The following is a 19,521-nucleotide window of genomic DNA, read 5'->3' on the forward strand; positions in this document are numbered from 1 at the left end:
CACGGGCGCGGTGGGCCCCTAGGGTCGGTCCGTGCCCGTCGTCGCCCCCGCCGGTCCGTCGCGGCCGGGTGGGGACGACACCGTCGTCGTCCGGACCGAAGGTGTCGTGAAGCGCTGGGGCGGCACGCTGGCCCTCGCCGGCGCCGACGTCGCCATCGGTCCGGGCGTCACCGGCCTGCTCGGGGCCAACGGCTCGGGCAAGACGACCCTCCTCGGCCTGCTGCTCGGCCTCCACCACCCCGACGACGGCCGCATCGAGGTCCTGGGGCTGGACCCGACCCGGGCCGGTCCCGAGGTGCGGGCTCGGGTCGGCTACTCCCCCGAGCACCACTCCCTGCCGCCTGACGTGAAGGCGGTGGACTTCGTGCGCCACGTCGGGGAGCTGCACGGCCTCCCCCGCCGGGAGGCCACCGGTCGGGCGTCCGACGTGCTCTGGCAGCTGGGCCTGGGCGAGGAGCGCACCCGCCCGCTCGGCACCATGTCCACCGGTCAGCGCCAGCGGGTGAAGCTGGCCCAGGCCATCGTCCACGACCCGGTGCTGGTCCTGCTCGACGAGCCGACCGAGGGCCTCGACCCCGTGCAGCGCGACGACATGCTCGCCCTCATCCGCCGGGTGGGCGGCGAGTTCGGGATCCACGTGGTGCTGTCGAGCCACGTGCTCGACGAGGTCGAGCGGGTCGCCGACGGGGCCGTGATCCTCCATGCCGGCCGGGTCGTCGGGGCCGGGCGACTGGCCGACCTCCAGGCGTCGAGCCGCGGCGGCGTGGTGGTCGACGTGGTGGGCGACCCCTCCGCCCTGGTGCGGGGCCTCGAGGCCCGGGGCCACCCCGTGGAGGTCGTCGGTGGGCGGCTGTTCGTGGCCGGTGGCGACGAGGCCTTCGACGTCGTCCGCGACGGCCTGGCCGAGCTCGGCCTGCCCGTGCGGCGGCTCGAGCCCCGCCGCCGCTCGCTGGAGGAGGTCTTCCTCGCCTCCGGGCTGCTCGGGGGCCAGGCCGCGGCCGAGGAGGGGTGGCAGTGAGCGAGCGGAGCGAGCGAACCGACAGCACGAGCGAGCGGAGCGACCAGGCGCCGGACGGCGCCCCCCGGGCCCGCATCCTCGACCGCGGGTACCGGCCCTACCGGGGGCCGCGCACCGGGGTCCGGGGGGCCATGACGACGGTCTGGCGCCAGAGCGTCCAGCGCGCCCTCGGGATCCGTCGGTCGGCGTGGGCCAAGGTCCTGCCCCTCGCGTCGGTGGCCATCGCCTACGTGCCGGCCGTCGTCTTCATCGGCGTGGTCGCCCTCCTCCCCGAGGCGGAGACGACCGAGCTCCAGCTGCCCACCTTCGGCGAGTACTTCCCGTTCATCCAGGCCGCCGTGCTGCTGTTCGTCTCGTTCGTCGGACCGGAGATCCTCTGCACCGACCGCCGGACGGGGATGGTCGGCATCTACCTGGCCTCGCCGCTGTCGCGCGACACCTACGTCGGGGCCAAGGCGGCCGCCGCCTTCTCGGTCATCGCCCTCATCACCATCGGTCCGCCGCTGCTGATGCTCGTCGCCTACGTCCTCCAGGGCGTCGGTCCCGACGGTCCCGGCGGGGTGGCCAGCACCCTGGTCCGCATCGTCGTGGCCGGCGTCCTGCTGGCCGTGCTCTACACCGCCGTCGGCCTCGGGGTGTCGAGCCTCACCGACCGGAAGGCGTTCGCCACCGCGGCGCTGCTCCTGCTGATGGTGGTGGTGTCCGGCTTCGTCACCGTCCTCATCGACGAGGCCGACCTCCCCGGCGCCTTCCAGGCCGCCAGCCTCATCTCGGGGCCCTTCACCCTCGTCGAGCTCGTCCACGGCGAGCCGGCCGACATCGTCGGCCTGTCGCTGCCCATGGCCCTCGCCGGGCTGGGGGCGTGGACCGCGCTCGGCGCCGCCGTCACCCGCACCCGGTACCAGCTCCTGCAGGTGACCCGGTGACGGGCCCCGGCCCCACCCCGCCGATGGTGGCCGTCGACGGCTGCACCCGCTGGTTCGGCGACGTCGTCGCCGTGTCCGAGGTGTCGTTCTCGCTCGGGCCCGGCGTGACCGCCCTCCTCGGCCCCAACGGGGCGGGCAAGTCGACGCTCCTCCGGCTGCTGTGCGGCCTCGTGGCCCCGGCGCGGGGCACGGTGCGCATCCTCGGCCGCGATCCCCGGCGCGACGTCGCGGTCCACCGCCACCTCGGGCTGGTGCCCCAGCAGGAGACCGTGTTCGACCGGCTCACCGCCTTCGAGCTGGTCGAGCTGTGCGCCGGGCTGCGCGGCGTCGAGGACGCCAAGGTGGCGGCGACGTGGGCCCTCGACGCCGTCGAGCTCGACGGGCGCGACCCCCGGCCGCTCCCCACCTACTCCCGGGGGATGCGCCAGCGGGTGAAGGTCGCCCAGGCCATCGTCCACCGCCCGTCGGTGATCGTGCTCGACGAGCCCCTGACCGGCCTCGACCCCCGCCAGCGCCGGCACATGACCGACCTGTTCCACTCCCTCGGCGACCAGGGCTGCTGCGTGATCGTGTCGAGCCACGTGCTCGAGGAGGTCGAGCGGTTCGGCTCCGACGTGCTGGTCATCGTGCAGGGCCGGCTCGCCGCCGAGGGCGACTTCCGGGCCATCCGGGACCTGATGGACGACCGCCCCCACCGCATCCGCCTCCGCACCGACCACCCCCAGGAGGTCGCCGGCCGCCTGCTGGCGGCGCGCACGATCGTCGGCCTCGACGTGGTCGACGTCGACACCGTGATCGTCGAGACCGACCGGGTGCACGAGCTGCGGGCGACCGTCGCCGCCGTGGCCCGGGCCGCCGACGCCCGGCTGTGGGAGGTCGTCCCCCTCGACGACGACCTCGACTCGGTCTTCCGCTACCTGGTGGGCCGCTGATGGCCGCCACCCGTCCCGAGGTCGGGACCGGGACCCCCCGGGGCAGCTTCCTGCGGCTCTACCGGCTGGTGCTGCGCCACCAGCTGACCTGGGGGCGGGCGCTCGTGGTCGTCGGCCTCGGCGTGCTGGCATCCCTCGTGGGTCTGGCGGTCCGGGCGGGGGCCAACGACCCCACCACGGCGGGGACCGAGATGATCAACGCCATCGCCTTCACCACGATCGTGCCCGTGTGCGCCCTGATGTTCGCCAGCTCGTCGCTGGGCGACATGGTCGACGACCGCACCCTCGTGTACGTGTGGCTGGCCCCCGTCTCGCGGGTCTGGTTCGCCCTGGCCGCCACCCTCGCGTCGATCACGGTGGCCCTCCCGCTGGCCGTGGTGCCCCTGACCATCGCCGCCGCCGCCACCGGGGCCGGCCCCGAGCTGGTGTGGGCGACGGCGCTGGCCGCCGCCGTCGGGATCGTGGGCTACTGCGGGCTGTTCACCGCCCTCGGGCTCCGCTTCCGTCGGGCCCTCGTCTGGGGGATCGCCTACATCCTCCTGTGGGAGGGGTTCGTGGCCACCGCCAGCGACGCCGCCGCCCTCCTCTCGCTGCGGGCGTACACGGCGTCGATCCTGTCCCAGGCGACGGGCGTCGGTCTCCGGCTCGGGACCCTCACGATGGCCTCGGGCGTGATCGTCCCGCCCCTCGTCGCCGCCGCCTCGGTCGGCCTCACGACCTGGCTGCTCACCCGCGCCGACGTGGACTGAAGAGCGAGCGTCGAGCGAACTGGTAGCCAGGGTCGATGACCACGGCCGCCGAGGTGGACGACGCACCGGCGTCGGCCCGGGCGATCCTCCGGCTGGCCGTGCCGGCGCTGGGGGCGCTGGCGGCCGAGCCGCTCTACGTCCTGGCCGACACCGCCATCGTCGGCCACCTCGGCACCCCCCAGCTCGGCGGGCTGGGCGTGGCGTCGACGATCCTGCTCACCGGCTACACCGTCTTCATCTTCCTCGCCTACGGGACGACGGGGGCGGTGGCCCGACGGATGGGCGCCGGGGACGAGCGGGGGGCGACCCACCTCGCCGTGCAGGGCCTGTGGCTGGCCGCCGGCCTCGCCCTCGTGTCGGCGGCGGTGCTGTGGGTCCTCGGCCCGCCGCTGATCGACCTGCTCGGGGCGGACCACGAGGTGGCCGGCCACGCCCGGGTCTACCTCCGCATCTCGCTGCTCGGCCTCCCCGGCCTGCTCGTCACCATGGCCGGGACCGGCTACCTCCGGGGCATCCAGGACGCCCGGACGCCCCTCGTGGTGGCGGTGTCGACGTCCATCGCCAACATCGCCATCCAGGTGGTGCTGATCGAGGGCTTCGACCGGGGCATCGGCGCCTCGGCCCTGTCGACGGTCGTGGCCCAGACCGCCGGCGCTGCGGTCTACCTGGCCAAGGTCGTCGGCGGCGCCCGCCGCACCGGCGCCGGTCTGCGGCCGGACCGGGTCGCGCTGCGGCGGCTGGCGACGATCGGCCGCGACCTCCTCATCCGCACCGCCGCCCTGCGGCTGGCGCTGGGGGGCGGGACGGTGGTCGCGGCCCGGCTCGGCGTCGTGCCCCTCGCCGCCCACCAGGTCGCCTTCGAGGTGCTGACGTTCCTGTCCCTGTCCCTCGACGCCCTCGCCATCGCCGGCCAGTCGCTGGTGGGCACCGACCTCGGCGCCGGGGCCGCGGCCCGGGCCCGGGCCACGGGCCGGCGCATCCTGGTGTGGGCCGCCGGCGCCGGGATCGTCACGGGGGTGGCCATCACCGCGGTCCGCCACCCGCTCGCCGGGGTGTTCACCGACGACGGCGCCGTCGAGGCCCTGAGTGCCGACCTCCTGCTGTGGGTCGCCCTGTTCCAGGTCCCGGCAGGCGTGGTCTACGCCCTCGACGGCATCCTCATCGGCGCCGGTGACCTCCGCTTCCTCGCCCGGGCGTCGGTCGGCGTCACGGCCGTCTTCCTGCCGTGCGCCGTCGCCGTCGCCGTGACCGACGCCGGGATCGGGTGGCTGTGGGCCGCCCTCGGTCTGATGTTCCTCACCCGCCTCGTGCCCCTCCTCCGCCGGTTCCAGCGGGGCGCGTGGGCCGTCCTCGGCGCCGACCACCCGTGACCCACCCCCACCCCTCGCCCCGCCCCCGGACCGGGATGGGGGTCAGAACATGGTGGCGCAGTGCGGGGCCCGCTCGGCCCGGAACAGGGTGTCGGCCACGGCCAGGGCGCCGGGACGCTCCTCGGTGATGCGCCCGGCGCGGGCCAGCGTCGTCGGCGGCACGCCGCCGAGGGCGAGGGCGCCCAGCTCCTCGGCCCCCAGGACCAGGTCCGCCGGCGCCTCGCTGGGCGTCACCGTCCCGGACCCGTCGGGGTCGGCGGCGACGACGAAGCGGCCCCCGGACGCGGGCCGGAAGGGGTCGACCACCTCGAGCACCACCTCACCGGCACCGCCCCAGCGGCGCGGGCCGAGGGCGGCGGCGACGTCGAGGATGCGGAGCCACAGCCAGTCGGTCAGCTCCGAGGTGCGCACCCGACGGGGGTCGGCCACGGCCCACGGCAGCGGGTCGTCGACGGCGACGTGGAGGGCGTCGACCTCGACCGAGAGGTCGACGTCGACCAGCCCCCGCCACAGCGCCAGCTGCACCGCGTCGTCGACGGCGGCGACCTCGCGGGCGACCACCCGGCTGGCCGGCAGCCGGTCCGGCCACGCCTCGACCACGCGGAACGTGGCCCACCCGTCGACCGCCCCCCGGTCGTCGTGGTGGGCCAGCACGTAGAGGGCGCTGGCGCCGTCGCGCCGGTCCGGCCGGTCGAGGAAGACGTGCGTCTCCCACCACGCCGGGCTGCGCCGGACCCACCCCGGGCGGGCCGGGCGGATGCGCTCGTAGACCTCGGGGAGGGCGGCGCGGGCCTCGTCGATCGTCATCACGCGGAGCCGACCGCCGGCGACCGGGGCATCGGGGCGGAACCGGGCATGGCCGACGGCGAGCCGCTGGCGCACCCCGCGGGTGGCGAGCCCGTAGCCGAAGCGCCCGTAGATGACGGACTCCGAGGCGGTGAGGATGGCGACCGGCTCCGGACCGGCGGCGACGTCGTCGAGCTGCCGGCGCATCAGCTCGGTGAGGATGCCGCGACGCTTGTGGGTCGACGCCACGCCCACCATGGTCACCCCCGCGGCGGCGACGGCCGCGCCCCCGGGCAGCGTGAGGTCCATGGTGAAGGCGCCCGTCCCGCCGACCCAGTCGTCGCCGTCGAGGGCGCCGATGCTCCGGGCCGGCTCCCACAGCACCCGCTCGTCGTCGAGGGTGTGCGGCTCGGGGGCGGGATCGCCGAAGCCCCGCAGCACGGGTCGCATGAAGGCCTCGAGCTCGTCGGGCTCGGGGACGCGGTAGGTCAGCGGCACCCGGTCAGCATGGCCCCCGGACCCCTGCGCCGCGGCCCGAGTTCCGGGAGCGGTCGGACCTCAGAGGCAGTCTTCGACGACGGACTGGATCTCCGGGGGGAGGTCGGTGATCCCCGCCGTCCCGAGCGCGGCCAGCTCGTCCTCGGTGTAGGTGTCCTCCAGGCCGTCCACGATGCAGCCGCACTGCTCCTCGGTGGCCCCGCTGCCGGTGCAGCCGGTGACGAAGGCCTCGCGGGTCTCCTCCGAGAAGCCGCCGGTCGGTTCGGTCGGCGGGGCGACCGTCTCGGCCGACACCTCGGGGTCGGTGTCCTCGGACGCCTCCTCCTCGGTGCCGGCCGAGGCGCCGTCGGGCTGACGGTCGGAGGCCGACGAGTCGCCCCCGCTGGCGGCGGCGGCCACGGCGATGATGACGGCCACGATCACGAGGGCGACGACGGCCACGATGGCGACGATCTTGCCGCCGTTGCTGCCCTCGTCGTGGGCCTGGCCGTACCCGTAGGCCCCGGTCTGGGGGCCGTAGGTGCCGCTCTGGGGCGAGGGGTTGTAGCCGGTGGCCGGCCCGTAGCCCCCGGTCGACGGGTCGTAGGCCCCGGACTGCTGGCCGTAGGCGGTCTGGGGCGCCGGGGTACCCGCGCCCCAGGCCTGCTGGGGCTGCGGGGGCGGCGTGTAGGACGCCTGCTGGCCGTAGGCCGGCTGCGGCGGCGGGGTGGTGGTCGACGGCGCCGGAGCGGGCGAGGCCGGGGCCGAGGGGGCGCTGGCCCCCGCCGAGAGGGCCGCCGCCCCGGCGGCGATCGCCGCCTCGGGCAGACCGGGCTCCATGTCGGGATCGGTGTGCAGCGGCGCCGAGGCGATGCCGTGCTGCTCCTGGATGTACTGGGCCCACTGGGCCACCTCGAGCGCCGACCCCGGCCGCTTCTCGGGGTCCTTGTCCATCAGGGTGTGGATCAGGAGGGCGAGGTCGGCGGGGATGTCGTGGTCGTCGAGCGGCGGCGGGTCCTCGGTGTTGACCCGGTACATGATCGCCACGACCGACTCGTCGGCCTCCTTGACGAACGGGGTCTTCCCGGTGGCGACGGCGCAGAGCATGGCGCCGAGGGCGTAGATGTCGCTCGCGCTCGAGGCCCGGGCGCCCCGGAGGACCTCGGGGGCGGTGTAGGCGACGGTGCCGGTGATGACGCCGGTGGCGGTGCGCTGGGTGTCGCCGAAGCGGGCGATCCCGAAGTCGGCCAGCTTGTAGTCGCCGATGCGGGACGTGAGGACGTTGGCCGGCTTGATGTCGCGGTGGAGGATCCCGGCCTGGTGGGCGGCGCCGAGGGCGTCGCACATCTGCACCGTGACCCGCAGGACCTCCTCCCACGGGGCCGGGCCGTGGTCGGCCAGCTTGGCCTGGAGCGAGCCGGACGGCAGGTTCTCCATGGCCAGGAAGGGCAGGCCCTCCTCGGTCTGGCCGGCGTCGTACACGGTGACGACGTGGGGGTGCCACGACAGCGACCCGATGGCCTGGCACTCGGCCTCGAACCGCCGCTTGGCGTCCTCGTCGGAGGGGTCGACGTTGGTCAGCACCTTGAGGGCCACGGTGCGACGGAGCTTGGGCTGGCTGGCCCGGTACACCACCGCGAAGCCACCCCGCCCCAGCTCCCGCTCGACCTCGTACCCGGGGATCACCACGCCTCCCTTGGAGAGGCTCGGTCCGTCACTCATCTCGTGACCCTTCCATCAGTCCGGGGCGATGCTAGGCGTCACCCCGCCGCCCGCCGAGCCTTCACCCCGTGGTCGGGACCCCCACCCCGCTCCGGGAACCTCGAGGACCGCGACGTGGCCGGCACGGCGTGGTCCTCCGCCACGGATGGTGCCAGGCACCATCCGTGGCGGGCTACAGGCCGGCCTTGGTGCGGAGGAGGGCGGTGACGGCCTTGCCGTCGGCCTGGCCCTTGCTGGCCCGCATGACCTGGCCGACGAAGAACCCGGTGAGCTTGCCCTGGGCCTTGGCGTCGCCGGTGCGGAACTGCTCCCACTCGTCGGCGTGGCCGGCGATCACCTCGTCGACCATGGCCTCGAGGGCGCCGGTGTCCATGGCCTCGTACCCCTTGGCCGCGGCGATCTCCTCGGGGGTGGCGTCGGAGGTCAGCATCTCGGCCAGGACGGCCTTGGCCTGGGTGGCGGTCAGGGCGCCGGAGGTCTCCAGGGCGATGAGGGCAGCGAGCCGCTCCGGGGCCAGGTCGGCCCCGCCCTCGACCGACAGGTTCTGGCTGACGTGGACGAGCACCCGCGCCGGGTCGGCCCCGGCGGCGATGGCGCCGTGGGCCTGGGCGTCCTGGTCGCGCTCGACGATCAGGGCGACGGTCTCGTCCGGGAGGGTCACGCCGGTGGCCTCGGCCAGCGCCGTGCGCCGGGCCGCCGGCATGGGCGGCAGGTCGCGGCCGATCTGCTCGATCCACGCCGGGTCGGGGTCGACCGGCAGCAGGTCGGGCTCGGGGAAGTACCGGTAGTCGTCGGCCTCCTCCTTGGAGCGCATCATCGAGGTCCGCCCCGTCTCCTCGTTCCAGTGCCGGGTCTGCTGGGCGACGGTCTCGCCGTCGGCGAGGAGCTGGGCCTGGCGCTTGGCCTCGTACTCGATGGCCCGGCCGAGGCTGCGGAGGGAGTTCAGGTTCTTGATCTCGCAGCGGGTGCCGAGGGCGTCGGAGCCGACGGGGCGGACCGAGACGTTGGCGTCGACCCGCAGCGAGCCCTCCTCCATCTTGCCGTCGCTCACACCGGCGGCGACGAGGATCGATCGCAGCTCGGACACGTACTGGCGGGCCTGCTCGGGCGTGCGGACGTGGGGCCGGGACACGATCTCCAGCAGCGGGACGCCGGCCCGGTTGTAGTCGACGAGCGAGTGGTCGGCGCCGGTGATGCGGCCGTCCCCGCCGACGTGGGTCGACTTGCCGGTGTCCTCCTCGAGGTGGGCCCGCTCGAGCCCCACGACGTGGCCGCCGGGGAGGTCGACGGTGCCCTCGCTCACGATCGGAAGGTCGTACTGCGAGATCTGGAAGTCCTTCGGCATGTCCGGGTAGAAGTAGTTCTTCCGGCTGAACACCGACCGGCGGATCTCGCCGCCCGTCGCCAGGCCGAAGCGGATCGCCAGCTCGATCGCCTTCTCGTTCACGACCGGCAGGGTGCCCGGCAGGCCGAGCGTCACCGGGTCGATGTTCGTGTTGGGCGCGTCGCCGAAGCGGTTCGGCGCGCTGGAGAACATCTTGGTGGCGGTGGCCAGCTCGGCGTGGACCTCGAGCCCGCACACCAGCTCGTAGGTCGTGCCCCCGGCCTCGACCGTGTAGATCTCGTCGCTGTCGACAGTCGAGAAGACCGCGGTCATGGGGCAGCTCCTTCGAGGACGGCGGCGGTGCGGAACAGGTCGACCTCGGCGAGGGCGGGGGCCATCACCTGCACACCGACGGGCAGGCCGTCGGCGCCGGTGCCGAACGGGACCGAGATGGCCGGGTCGCCCGAGAGGTTCGACGGGATGGTGCACACGTCGTTGAGGTACATGGTCAGGGGGTCGGCGGTCTTCTCGCCCAGCGGGAACGCGGTGGTGGGCGAGGTGGGCGACAGCAGCACGTCGACCTCCGCGTAGGCGGCGGCGAAGTCCCGGGCGATGAGCGTGCGCACCCGTTGGGCCTGGCCGTAGAAGGCGTCGTAGTAGCCGGCCGACAGGGCGTAGGTCCCGAGCATGATGCGCCGCTTGACCTCGGCCCCGAACCCCTGGGTGCGGGTGGCCACCATCATCTCGTGAGTGGTCGGGGCGTCGACCCGGAGGCCGTAGCGCACGCCGTCGAAGCGGGCCAGGTTGCTGGAGGCCTCGGCCGGGGCGATGAGGTAGTAGGCCGACAGCCCGAAGGTCACGGCGGGGACGGACACCTCGGAGACCTTGGCCCCGGCGGCGGCGAGGGCGTCGGCCGCGGCGCGGACCTGGGCCACCACCTCGGGGGCGACGCCCTCCATCTCCAGCATCTCGGTGACCACCCCGACGCGCAGCCCGTCGACGCCCTCGTCGAGGCGGGCGAGGTAGTCGGGCTGGGCCTCGGTGGCGGAGGTGGCGTCCATGGGGTCGTGGCCGCCGACGACCTGGAGGGCGAGGGCGGCATCGGCCACCGTGCGGGTGAAGGGGCCGATCTGGTCGAGGCTCGACGCGAAGGCGATCAGCCCGTAGCGGCTGACGCGGCCGTAGGTCGGCTTGAGCCCGACCACGCCGCACAGGGCGGCGGGCTGGCGGATCGACCCACCGGTGTCGGAGCCGAACGCCAGCGGCGTGTACCCGGCGGCCACGGCCGCGGCGCTGCCGCCCGACGAGCCTCCGGGGACCCGGGTGGTGTCGAGCGGGTTGCGGGTGGGGCCGAAGGCGGAGTTCTCGGTGGAGCTGCCCATGGCGAACTCGTCGAGGTTGGTCTTGCCCACCACCACGGCGCCGGCCGCGGCGAGCCGCTCGACGACCGTGCCGTCGTAGGGCGGCACCCAGCCCTCGAGGATCTTCGAGGCGCAGGTCGTGGGCACACCCCGCGTGCACATGTTGTCCTTGAGGGCCACGGGCACCCCGGCGAGGGGCCCCGGGTCCTCGCCGGCGGCGACGCGGGCGTCGACGGCGTCGGCCGCGGCGCGGGCGCCGTCGGCGTCGACGTGCAGGAAGGCGTGGATGTCACCGTCGCCGGCCTCGATGGCGGCCAGGTGCTCGTCGACCAGCTGGCGAGCGGTCCACTCGCCGGCCCTGACGCCGGCGGCGACCTCCCGGGCGGAGATGAAGGAGTCCATCAGGGGGCCTCGCCCAGGATCGGCGGGACCCGGAAGCGCCCGTCCTCGACGCTGGGGGCGGCGGCCAGGACGTCCTCGGGGCGCAGCGTGGGGCCCACCTCGTCCTTGCGGAACACGTTGCCGAGCGGCAGCGGGTGGGCGGTGGGGGGCACGTCGGCCAGGTCCAGCGCCTCGACGTCCTCGGCGTGCTCGAGCACGGCGGCGAGCTGGCCCGTGAATGTCTCCAGCTCGTCCTCGCTCAGCTCCAGGCGAGCGAGCCGGGCCACGTGGGCCACGTCGTCGCGGGTGATCCTCTCAGCCATCCCGCCGACAGTAGGCGGGCACCCCCGGCGAACCCGAAGGGGATCGCCGGCGCTCGTCCGATCAGCCCGTGAAGCGGGCGTCGGTGCGCACCGGCCGAGCCGGCCCGGCGACGGTGGGCGGCGGGGTGGCGGCGGCCGCCAGGACCACGATCTCGACGTCGACGGTGCCGTAGCAGACGACCGCGGGGAAGGCGCGCGGGGCGCGAGGCGCCACCCGTCCGGCGCCGAGGGCGAAGCCGCCGGCCCCGCTGGTGCAGACCCGCACGTCGAAGGCATAGGTACCGGGCGTGGTGGCGACGCCGCCCCACTCGTCGTCCTCGTAGGTCAGACCGGGGGGCAGCTGCCCGTCGACCGGCGTGTCGAGGCCCTCGGGGACGGCTCGCACCGCGAAGGTGGCGGGATCCTCGGTGGCGGAGCCCGCCTCGGTGCTGTCCGTCGAGTCGTCGCCGCCGCCCTCACCCTCGTCCTCGAAGTCCTCGAAGAAGCCGAGGGGCTCGGGCTGCTCGCCCACGTCGATCGTCTGGCGGTCGGCGCCGTCCCGGATGAGGTAGCCCAGGTCGTCGTCGCAGCTGATCGCCTCGAACACCTCGTCGGTGACCTCCAGCGTCACCGCATCCTCGGGGCCGGCGAGGTAGCCCACGCCGGGCTCGACGGTGATGGTCAGATCGCCCGTCTCGTAGTCGTCGACCTCGAAGCCGAACCCGGCGAAGGACTCCCCGGCGGGCACGAGGACCTCGGTGGGCGGGTCGACGAGGTCGTCGGCCAGGCTGCCGGCGAAGGTGACGGCGAGGTTCACGTCGACGGGGCTCGCCTGGTCGAGCTCGATGAAGAGGTCGCCGTAGGTGACCTGCTCGAGGTGCTCGACGCCGTCGCAGTCCACGTAGGAGTAGGTCCCCGGCGGGTAGCCGTCGACGTAGCTGACCTCCGGCACCACCGGGACCTGGCCCGGAGCCGGGCCTGCGCCCCCGAGGACGACGGCAGCCGCCGCGATGCCGGACCCGACCAGTGCGCGGCCGAGCCGCCTCCCCCTGTGCATCCGGGGATGCTGGCACACCGGGCCGGTCAGATCGTGATCAGGCGAGCACCTTGGTGCAGAAGGCGGTCACCGCCTCGGCCACGGCGGGGCCGTCGTGGTCGAGGGTGACGACGTGGAAGCTGTCGGGGGCCGTGACCCGCTCGACCGGACCGGTGACCGACGCGGCGAGCACGTCGCTGTTGCGGGGGTCGACGACGTGGTCCTGCGGGCTGGTCACCACCAGCACGGGGCAGGTGATCCGCGACAGCCGGCCCTCGAGCTCGGCGGCGGCGTCGAACAGGGTCAGCAGCGGGCGCAGCGGCGACTCGGGGTAGGCCGACTCGACCACACCCTCCTTGGCGATGTCGGAGCCGATGCCGGGCATGACCTCGTCGCCCCCGGCGAGCATGGCCTCGAGGGCGTCGCGCATGCCCTCCGGTGGCGTCACCACCGCGTTGAGGCACGCGATGCCCGCGATCTCGGGGTGCTCGGAGGCCAGCCAGGCGGTGAGCGCCCCACCCATCGAGAGGCCGACCACGGCGACCTTCTGGCACCGGGAGGCCAGCTCGGCGTAGGCCTGCTCGGCGGCGGCGAGCCAGTCCGGGAAGCCGGTCGGGATCATGTCCTCGACCGCGGTGCCGTGGCCGGGCAGGAGCGGGACCTCGACGGTGAACCCGGCGGCGGCGACGGCCTCGGCGACGGGCCGCATCGAGCTGGGGTTGCCGGTGAAGCCGTGGACCACGAGCACGCCGCGATCGCTCCCGGCGACCGACCACGGCTCGGCCCCGGCGATGATGGGTGCGGTCACGATGCGGCCTCCGGCAGGTCGGCGAGGGGTGGGTCGGTACTGTACGGCAGGTGATGGCCGACACGTCCGACCCGCGGCGCCTGACCGCCCAGGGTCGGGAACGCCGGCTCCAGCTCATCGAGGCGGCCAGCGAGCTGTTCGCCGAGCGGGGCTACGACGACACCCGCATCGTCGACATCGTCGAGCGGGCCGGTGTCGCCAAGGGCCTCTTCTACTGGTACTTCGAGAACAAGGAGGCCCTGTTCCGCGACCTCGTGCTGCAGAACCGCCTCCAGCTCCGGCGGGCCCAGGCGGCGGCGATCGACGTCGAGGCCGAGCCCCTCCGGCGGATCCGCCAGGGCGCCGAGGCGTCGGTCGTCTACATGGCCAACCACTCCCGCCTCTTCTCGCTGATCGAGGTCGAGTCGGTCGCCGGGCTCGACGACGTCCTCCGCCAGGGCACCGAGGAGCACGCCCGCGACGTCGCCGCCCTCGTGACCGAGGGCATCGCCGACGGGACCGTGCGCGACGAGGACCCGATGCTGCTGGCCTACGGCGTCGTCGGCGCCGTCGGGTACTACGGCCACTTCCAGCGGACCGGGCGGGTGTCGATGCCGATCGAGGCCCTGGCCGCCTTCGTCGGTCGCTTCGTCGTGTGCTCGCTGGCCGCCGACGAGCGCATCGCCCGCCGCGTCCTCGCGCCCGCCTGAGGCCCGCACCCGGGCGGTCCGAGGGGACCCCCGGCCGCGGTTCCTGCAGGTAACGTGCGCCGAACCCCGATCGACGGACCTCCGGAGGCCCCCTGTGGCGCAGTTCTTGACCGACGAGTGGCTCGAGCAGGCCAAGGCCATCCGCGAGGAGTACCGCGGCAAGGCCGGCGCCCCGCCCCACGTGGTGAAGATGAACCTCAACATCAAGGAGTGCCCCGACGAGGTCGGCTCCGGCGGCGTGATGGAGGCCCACATGGACTCCACCGGCGGCGAGATGGAGATGGACACCGGCCACATCGAGGACCCCCAGCTGACCGTCACCCTCCCCTACGACATCGCCAAGGCGATCCTCGTCGAGGGCAACCCCCAGGCCGGGATGCAGGCGTTCATGTCGGGCCAGATCCAGGTCACCGGCGACATGACCAAGCTGATGGCCATGCAGTCCGGCGCCATCGACCCGGTCCAGGCCGAGATCGCGAGCAAGATCCAGGCCATCACCGACTGAAGCCAGGTCGCAGACGGGGCCGCACGCGGACGGGGAGCCGCCGGACCGCTTCCCGCCGAAGCTCGCTGCGCTCGCCGGCTCGATCCGACGCAGGCCGGGTGAAGGGGCTGCCGCCAGGCCCAACGGACCCCCTCGCGTGCGGCCTGCGCGCCCGGGAGGGCGCGCCCCGTGCGGGGCCCGATCAGTCGGTGAGCGTGCTGGTGGTGGGCACGGGGACGCCGTGGAGCTCGGCGTCGACCTCCATCGGGTCCTCGTGCACCTCCGGAGCGCGGCGGGGCGAGCGACGGACGCCGGCGGAGGCCACGACGCAGAGGGCGGCGAGCACGGCGGCGGCCAGGTACGCCTGGCTGTAGCTGCCCTCCAGCCCGGCCGGCCCCTCCCGGACCTGCTGGACGGTCTGCATCAGCTGGATCCCGAAGGTCACGCCGACCTGCACGATCATCTGCTGGGCGGCCCCGGCGATCCCCAGGTCCGCCTCGTCGACGGCGTGGGAGATGGTCGACGACATGGCCGGGTTGGAGATGCCCATGGCCACGCCGGCCAGGGCCAGGCCGCCGATGATGACCAGCGCCGGGGTGCCGGCGCGGATGGTCGCCATCCACAGCATCGAGGCCACGATGGCCGACGCCCCGGCCATGCCCGCCACCCGCTCCCCCAGCCGGGCCACCGCCATGGCGGCCAGCGGCCCGGCGATGGCGAAGGCCAGCGGCCGGGCGGTGGAGATGAGCCCGGTCTTGGTCTCGTCGAAGCCGAGCACGTTCTGCAGGAGCAACGGGGTGAGGACGAAGCTGCCCATGTAGGTGGCGTTCATCAGCCCGAGCATCAGGATCGGCAGGGCGAAGTTCCGGCGCTTGAGGTAGCGGGGCGGGAGCAGCGGGCTCTCGACCCGGCCCTCGTGACGGAGGAAGAGGACGGCGGCCAGCGGGGCGAGCAGGAAGCAGCCGACGACCAGGGGGTCGGACCAGCCCCGGCCGGGGGCCAGGTTGAGGGCGAGCAGCACGGGGGTGGCCGCCAGGGCGAGGAGCAGGGCGCCGCCCCAGTCGAACCGGGTGGCGGCGCGCCGCGGGGTCTCGGGCAGGACCCGGGCCGCGACCGCGGCGGCGGCCAGGACGAGGGGGACCTGGCCGGCGAAGATCGCCCGCCACCCGAGGGTCGACACCAGCGGTCCGCCCACCACCACGCCGATCACCGGGCCGCCGGCGGCCACCATCGACCACCAGCCGAGGGCCTTGACCCGCTGGGACCGGGGGAAGACGAGGGCGATCAGGGCGAAGCTGGCCGGCCCCGTCGCCGCCCCCTGGGCGGCGGCGATGATCCGGAAGGCGATCAGCGACCCGGCGCTCCAGGCCACGGCGCTGGCGGCGGCGCTGATGCTCGCCCCGGCCAGTCCGATGAGGAACACCCGGCGCTGGCCCCAGAGGTCGCCCAGCTTGCCGACGGCGGGGCCGATGATGCCGAAGGCGAGGATCGGGCCGCTCACGACCCAGGTCAGGGTGCTCTGGGAGGCCCCCAGGTCGTCGGAGATCCGGGGGATGGAGACGGCGAGGATCGTGACCGTCACGTTCACCGAGAACAGCCCCAGCAGCAGCACCGTGAGGATGACCCGCGGCGACCGGGTGGTGCGGAGGGCGGGCTCGTCGTCGCTGGTGACGCCGTCCTCGACCATCCCGGCAACGGTACTTGACCCGCGGGTCAATCCAGCCCGGCGACCCGGGTGCAACCGGTCACACGGATGGTGCCAGGCACCATCCGTGGGCGGCGGTCAGCGGCGGAGGGTGATGTCGACCTCGGAGCCGCGGCGGACCTGCTCGCCGGCACCGGGCGACGAGCTGGCCGGGGCGCCGGCCGCGGGCCCGGCGACGTCGCCGGCCACCAGGCCCTCGGCCTCGAGCAGGGCCACGGCCTCGGCCAGGCTCCCCACCGAGCTCACGTCGGGCACGGTGACCAGGTCCGGGCCCCGGGAGACGACGACCGTCACCGTGCTGTCCCGCTCGGCGGTCGCGCCGGGGCCCGGCTCGGTGCTGATGACCAGCCCGGCCTCGACGTCGTCGCTGAAGGCGCCCTCCACGGCGGGGACCAGCCCCAGCTCGTCGAGCCGGGCGACCACGTCGTCCTCGGGCTGGCCCACGAGGTCGTCGGGGATGGTGCGGGGCTCGGGCCCCTGCGAGACGAGGAGGCGCACCTCGGTGCCCTTGGGGACCCGGGCGGGGAGGTCGTCGAGGACCTCGATCACCAGCCCGGCCCCGACCTCCTCGTCGAAGCGCTCCTCGACCACCGGCACCAGCTCGGAGAACTCGAGCAGCTCCTCGGCCCGGCCCCGCTCCATGCCCGGCGTGATGGCCGGCAGGTCGACCTCGGTCGGGCCGTCGGAGACCTCGAGGACGACGGGCTCGCCCTCGGCCAGCCGGGTCCCCTGCCCGGGGACGGTCCGCAGGACCTCGCCCTCCTCGGTGCCGTCCTCGCGGACCCGGCGGACCTCCACGTCCCAGCCCTGGGCCTCGAGCGACGAGACCGCCGCCTCCTCGGTGAGACCGCTCACCGCCGGGACCGGCGAGGTCTGCGGTCCCTCGGCGAGGTCCGCGACCAGCACGCCGATGGCGGCGCCCAGGGCGCCGACGAGCAGCACGATGAAGACGATGCGGGGCCAGCGCCGGCGGCGCCCGGTCGGCGAGCGGGGGTCCCAGTCATCGCCCGTCCAACCGTCGTCGGCACCGTCGAAGGGGGGCGCATCGTCCTCGTCGGCGGCGGTGGCCGGTGGGCGGGCGATGGTGGCGACCCCGACCGGGTCCTGGCTCCACGCCATGAACCCGGTGGCGTCGGTCTCGCCGTCCCCGTCGTCGAGGCCCTCGGCGGCGAACGACCCGAGCACGGCGGCGGCCCCCGACGCCCCGTCCCCGGCCCGCCCGGGGACCCCGTCGGCGACGGTGGCGTCGGCGACGGTGGCGTCGGCGACGGTGGCGTCGGCGGCCGGGGCGGCGACGGTGGGGTCGACGGCGGCCGACCCCGGGGCGGGCGGCACCGCCGCCGTGGCATCGGCGCCGTCCCCGGCGATCGTCGTCGGGTCGCGATCCTCGGCCAGATCGACCCCGATGGTCCCGGCGAGGGGCAGCGGGGCGGGACGGGGCAGGCGGCCGGCGACGCTCGCCAGGCCGAGGGCCAGCTCGCGAGCGTCGAGGCGGTCCTCGACCTCGGGGGCGGCGGCGTCGGCGAGCACGTCGCCCAGCGGGCCCAGCGCCGGCGCCGGCACGAGCTCCCGGCCCACGCGGGCCATCAGCGTCCCCAGCGTGGTGTCGGCCGCGAACGGCACCTCGCCGGTGACCGCCTCGACCAGGACGAGGGCCAGGGAGTACACGTCGGCCCGGCCGGTGAGCGACAGGCCCTGGGCCTGCTCGGGGGAGGCGTAGCGGGCGGTGCCGACGACGGCGCCCTGGGGCTCGGTCCACGCCGCCTCGGCCAGGGCCCGGGCCAGGCCGAAGTCGGCGATCCGCAGCCGGCCGTCGTCGCCGAAGAGGAGGTTGGCGGGCTTCACGTCGCGGTGCACGAAGCCCCGGCGGTGGGCGTAGTCGAGGCCCCGGGCGGCCTGGAGGCCGACCACGAGCGCCTGGGACGGGGACAGGCGGTGGCCCCCGTCGAGCAACCCCCGCAGGCTCCCGCCCCCGAGGAGCTCCATGACGATCCACGGCAGGTCGTCGTCGTGGCCCCAGTCGTAGACGGCCATCACGTTGGGGTGGTTGAGGGCGGCGGCGGCCTGGGCCTCGGCGCGGAACCGGCGGAGGAACACCTGGTCCTCGGCCAGGGCCTCGTGGAGCACCTTCACCGCCACCTGCCGCTCGAGCCGCACGTCGTCGGCCACGAACACCTGGGCGGACGCGCCGCGACCGATCGGGGCCAGGAGGCGGTAGCGGCCCCCCAGGACCCGACCGACCTGCTCGGTCATGCGGGACGGCGGCACCTGATCGAGAGTACGGCGTCGGCACCGCCGGACCCGTGAGGGTCGGTCCGATGTCCCCCCTCCCGCCAGCGGCTGGCACCATGGACGGCGTGGAGGACGACGACACCGCCGGCCCTCTGGCCACCGACGAGCGCGACGAGCCGTTCGACCCGTCGACCATCCGCGACCCCCTGCCGCAGCCGCTGCTCTCGTGGCGCCGGCTGGCGATCGTGGCGATCCTGGGCGTGGCCGTGCTGTGCCTCTACATCGCCGGACGGTCGGCCGGCGACAGCGACCCGGTCGCCAGCGACAGCTCCTCGGCCATCGCGAGCTACCAGCCCGCCCCCGGCGGGCGGGTCCTGCGCCAGTCCGAGGTGGGCGTCGTGCTGGAGGACGGCTACGACGGCCGCATCACCATCGACGGGGTCGCCATCCCCGAGGAGCAGATGGTCGGCGCCATCGACCCGAGCAACCCCGAGTACGACCCCGAGGCCGGGCCCCGGCCCAACAACAAGAGCGTCGTGAAGTACCAGCCCGGTCCGGGCAAGGCGGTCACCGAGTACGACACCGGGTCGGTCGAGATCACGATCCGCTACTGGCGCATCGCCGACGGCCCGGAGACGGCGACCTCCACCACCTACACCGTCAGCGTCTTCTGAGGCGCCGGCCGTGACGGCGCGCCCCGATCGGCGCCTGGCGCCGGTCGAGGTCCGCACGCTTCCCGCTGCGCCGCGGCTGGTGCCGCCCCGCCCGACCACGATGACCGCCGCCGTGGCCCTCATGGCGGTCGGCGCCGTGGTCTCGGCCGCCGAGGGCGTCGCCACGCACCAGCTCACCGACCACGTCGACACCCGGCGCCGGCTGGCCGACCGCGGCCTGACCGGCGACCTCGACCGCCTGGCCGACGTGTCCCTCGTGCTGGCCCTGGCCCTCGGCCTGGTCGCGGCGGCCATCTGGATCGTCCACGCCGTCGCCTGTGCACGGGGGCACCGGTGGGCTCGGACGTCGGGCACCGTCCTGGGCGTCCTGTTCGTCCTGGCGAGCCTCGTCGCTCTCGCCGGCGCCGGCTCCGGCTCCGGTGCGACGGTCGCCCACCAGCTGCTGCGGATCGGCGTCGCCGGCGGGACGGTCGTGCTGCTCTGGCTCCCGTCGTCGACGGCCTTCTTCCGCGACACCTCGGCGCGCACCTGACGGGACCGCCAGC

18 protein-coding genes are annotated in these 19,521 nt (G+C 74.9%); 9 read left to right on the plus strand and 9 right to left on the minus strand.

Annotated elements, in window-relative coordinates:
- Positions 1-31 precede the first annotated feature (31 nt).
- Genes HC251_RS20385 through HC251_RS20405 form a run of 5 tightly spaced genes read left to right on the plus strand, consistent with a single transcriptional unit; the run spans position 32 to position 4,995 of the window.
- A complete protein-coding gene (locus HC251_RS20385) occupies positions 32-1,018 on the plus strand; it encodes an ABC transporter ATP-binding protein (protein ID WP_219942433.1) in 987 nt (328 codons plus the stop codon).
- The gene (locus HC251_RS20390) at positions 1,015-1,944 is read left to right on the plus strand and encodes an ABC transporter permease (protein WP_219942434.1); all 930 of its coding nucleotides are present in this window, start codon (positions 1,015-1,017) and stop codon (positions 1,942-1,944) included. Before HC251_RS20385 ends, HC251_RS20390 begins: the two co-directional genes overlap by 4 nt.
- Positions 1,941-2,876 carry an ABC transporter ATP-binding protein gene (locus tag HC251_RS20395; protein WP_219942435.1) on the plus strand — a complete coding sequence of 312 codons (936 nt, stop codon included), beginning with the start codon at positions 1,941-1,943 and terminating at the stop codon, positions 2,874-2,876. Before HC251_RS20390 ends, HC251_RS20395 begins: the two co-directional genes overlap by 4 nt.
- Positions 2,876-3,625 carry a hypothetical protein gene (locus HC251_RS20400; protein WP_219942436.1) on the plus strand — a complete coding sequence of 250 codons (750 nt, stop codon included), beginning with the start codon at positions 2,876-2,878 and terminating at the stop codon, positions 3,623-3,625. Before HC251_RS20395 ends, HC251_RS20400 begins: the two co-directional genes overlap by 1 nt.
- Before the next feature lie 35 nt (positions 3,626-3,660).
- Positions 3,661-4,995, plus strand: coding sequence for an MATE family efflux transporter (locus HC251_RS20405; RefSeq protein WP_219942437.1), 1,335 nt, complete (start codon positions 3,661-3,663; stop codon positions 4,993-4,995).
- A 42-nt stretch (positions 4,996-5,037) separates the two neighbouring features.
- Here the strand turns inward: HC251_RS20405 and HC251_RS20410 are convergent, their stop codons facing one another.
- From HC251_RS20410 to HC251_RS20440, 7 genes are all read right to left on the minus strand, one after another.
- Complete coding sequence (locus HC251_RS20410) at positions 5,038-6,279, minus strand: GNAT family N-acetyltransferase (protein WP_219942438.1); 1,242 nt, start codon at positions 6,277-6,279, stop codon at positions 5,038-5,040.
- 60 nt (positions 6,280-6,339) lie between these two features.
- On the minus strand, positions 6,340-7,980 hold the full coding sequence (locus HC251_RS20415; RefSeq protein WP_219942439.1) for a serine/threonine-protein kinase: 1,641 nt from the start codon (positions 7,978-7,980) through the stop codon (positions 6,340-6,342).
- Between the two features lie 172 nt (positions 7,981-8,152).
- Positions 8,153-9,637, minus strand: coding sequence for an Asp-tRNA(Asn)/Glu-tRNA(Gln) amidotransferase subunit GatB (gene gatB, locus HC251_RS20420; protein WP_219942440.1), 1,485 nt, complete (start codon positions 9,635-9,637; stop codon positions 8,153-8,155).
- On the minus strand, positions 9,634-11,067 hold the full coding sequence (gene gatA / locus HC251_RS20425) for an Asp-tRNA(Asn)/Glu-tRNA(Gln) amidotransferase subunit GatA (RefSeq protein ID WP_219942441.1): 1,434 nt from the start codon (positions 11,065-11,067) through the stop codon (positions 9,634-9,636). Before gatA ends, gatB begins: the two co-directional genes overlap by 4 nt.
- Entirely contained in the window at positions 11,067-11,369 is a 303-nt protein-coding gene (gene gatC / locus HC251_RS20430; RefSeq protein ID WP_219942442.1) for an Asp-tRNA(Asn)/Glu-tRNA(Gln) amidotransferase subunit GatC, read from the minus strand. The genes gatA and gatC overlap by 1 nt, the downstream gene beginning before the upstream one ends.
- A gap of 61 nt (positions 11,370-11,430) precedes the next feature.
- Positions 11,431-12,300 (minus strand): hypothetical protein, encoded by an 870-nt coding sequence (locus HC251_RS20435; protein ID WP_219942443.1) that lies wholly within the window; start codon positions 12,298-12,300, stop codon positions 11,431-11,433.
- 142 nt (positions 12,301-12,442) lie between these two features.
- Complete coding sequence (locus tag HC251_RS20440) at positions 12,443-13,192, minus strand: carboxylesterase (protein WP_219942444.1); 750 nt, start codon at positions 13,190-13,192, stop codon at positions 12,443-12,445.
- A gap of 53 nt (positions 13,193-13,245) precedes the next feature.
- Between HC251_RS20440 and HC251_RS20445 the strand changes: the two genes are divergently transcribed.
- Together HC251_RS20445 and HC251_RS20450 are read left to right on the plus strand one after the other, a co-directional pair.
- Positions 13,246-13,881, plus strand: coding sequence for a TetR/AcrR family transcriptional regulator (locus HC251_RS20445; RefSeq protein WP_219942445.1), 636 nt, complete (start codon positions 13,246-13,248; stop codon positions 13,879-13,881).
- Positions 13,882-13,975: 94 nt separating this feature from the next.
- Entirely contained in the window at positions 13,976-14,386 is a 411-nt protein-coding gene (locus HC251_RS20450; protein ID WP_219942446.1) for an SCP2 sterol-binding domain-containing protein, read from the plus strand.
- Between the two features lie 181 nt (positions 14,387-14,567).
- Here HC251_RS20450 and HC251_RS20455 read toward each other — a convergent pair whose 3' ends face one another.
- On the minus strand, positions 14,568-16,052 hold the full coding sequence (locus tag HC251_RS20455; protein ID WP_219942447.1) for an MFS transporter: 1,485 nt from the start codon (positions 16,050-16,052) through the stop codon (positions 14,568-14,570).
- A 96-nt stretch (positions 16,053-16,148) separates the two neighbouring features.
- Positions 16,149-18,338, minus strand: a complete 2,190-nt coding sequence (locus HC251_RS20460; protein ID WP_219942448.1) for a PASTA domain-containing protein — start codon at positions 18,336-18,338, stop codon at positions 16,149-16,151.
- A gap of 89 nt (positions 18,339-18,427) precedes the next feature.
- Between HC251_RS20460 and HC251_RS20465 the strand changes: the two genes are divergently transcribed.
- A complete protein-coding gene (locus HC251_RS20465) occupies positions 18,428-18,976 on the plus strand; it encodes a hypothetical protein (RefSeq protein WP_219942449.1) in 549 nt (182 codons plus the stop codon).
- Positions 18,977-18,986: 10 nt separating this feature from the next.
- A complete protein-coding gene (locus HC251_RS20470; protein WP_219942450.1) occupies positions 18,987-19,508 on the plus strand; it encodes a hypothetical protein in 522 nt (173 codons plus the stop codon).
- The last annotated feature ends 13 nt before the right edge of the window (positions 19,509-19,521 follow it).

The sequence above is a fragment of the Iamia sp. SCSIO 61187 genome (assembly GCF_019443745.1).
Lineage (GTDB): Bacteria > Actinomycetota > Acidimicrobiia > Acidimicrobiales > Iamiaceae > Iamia.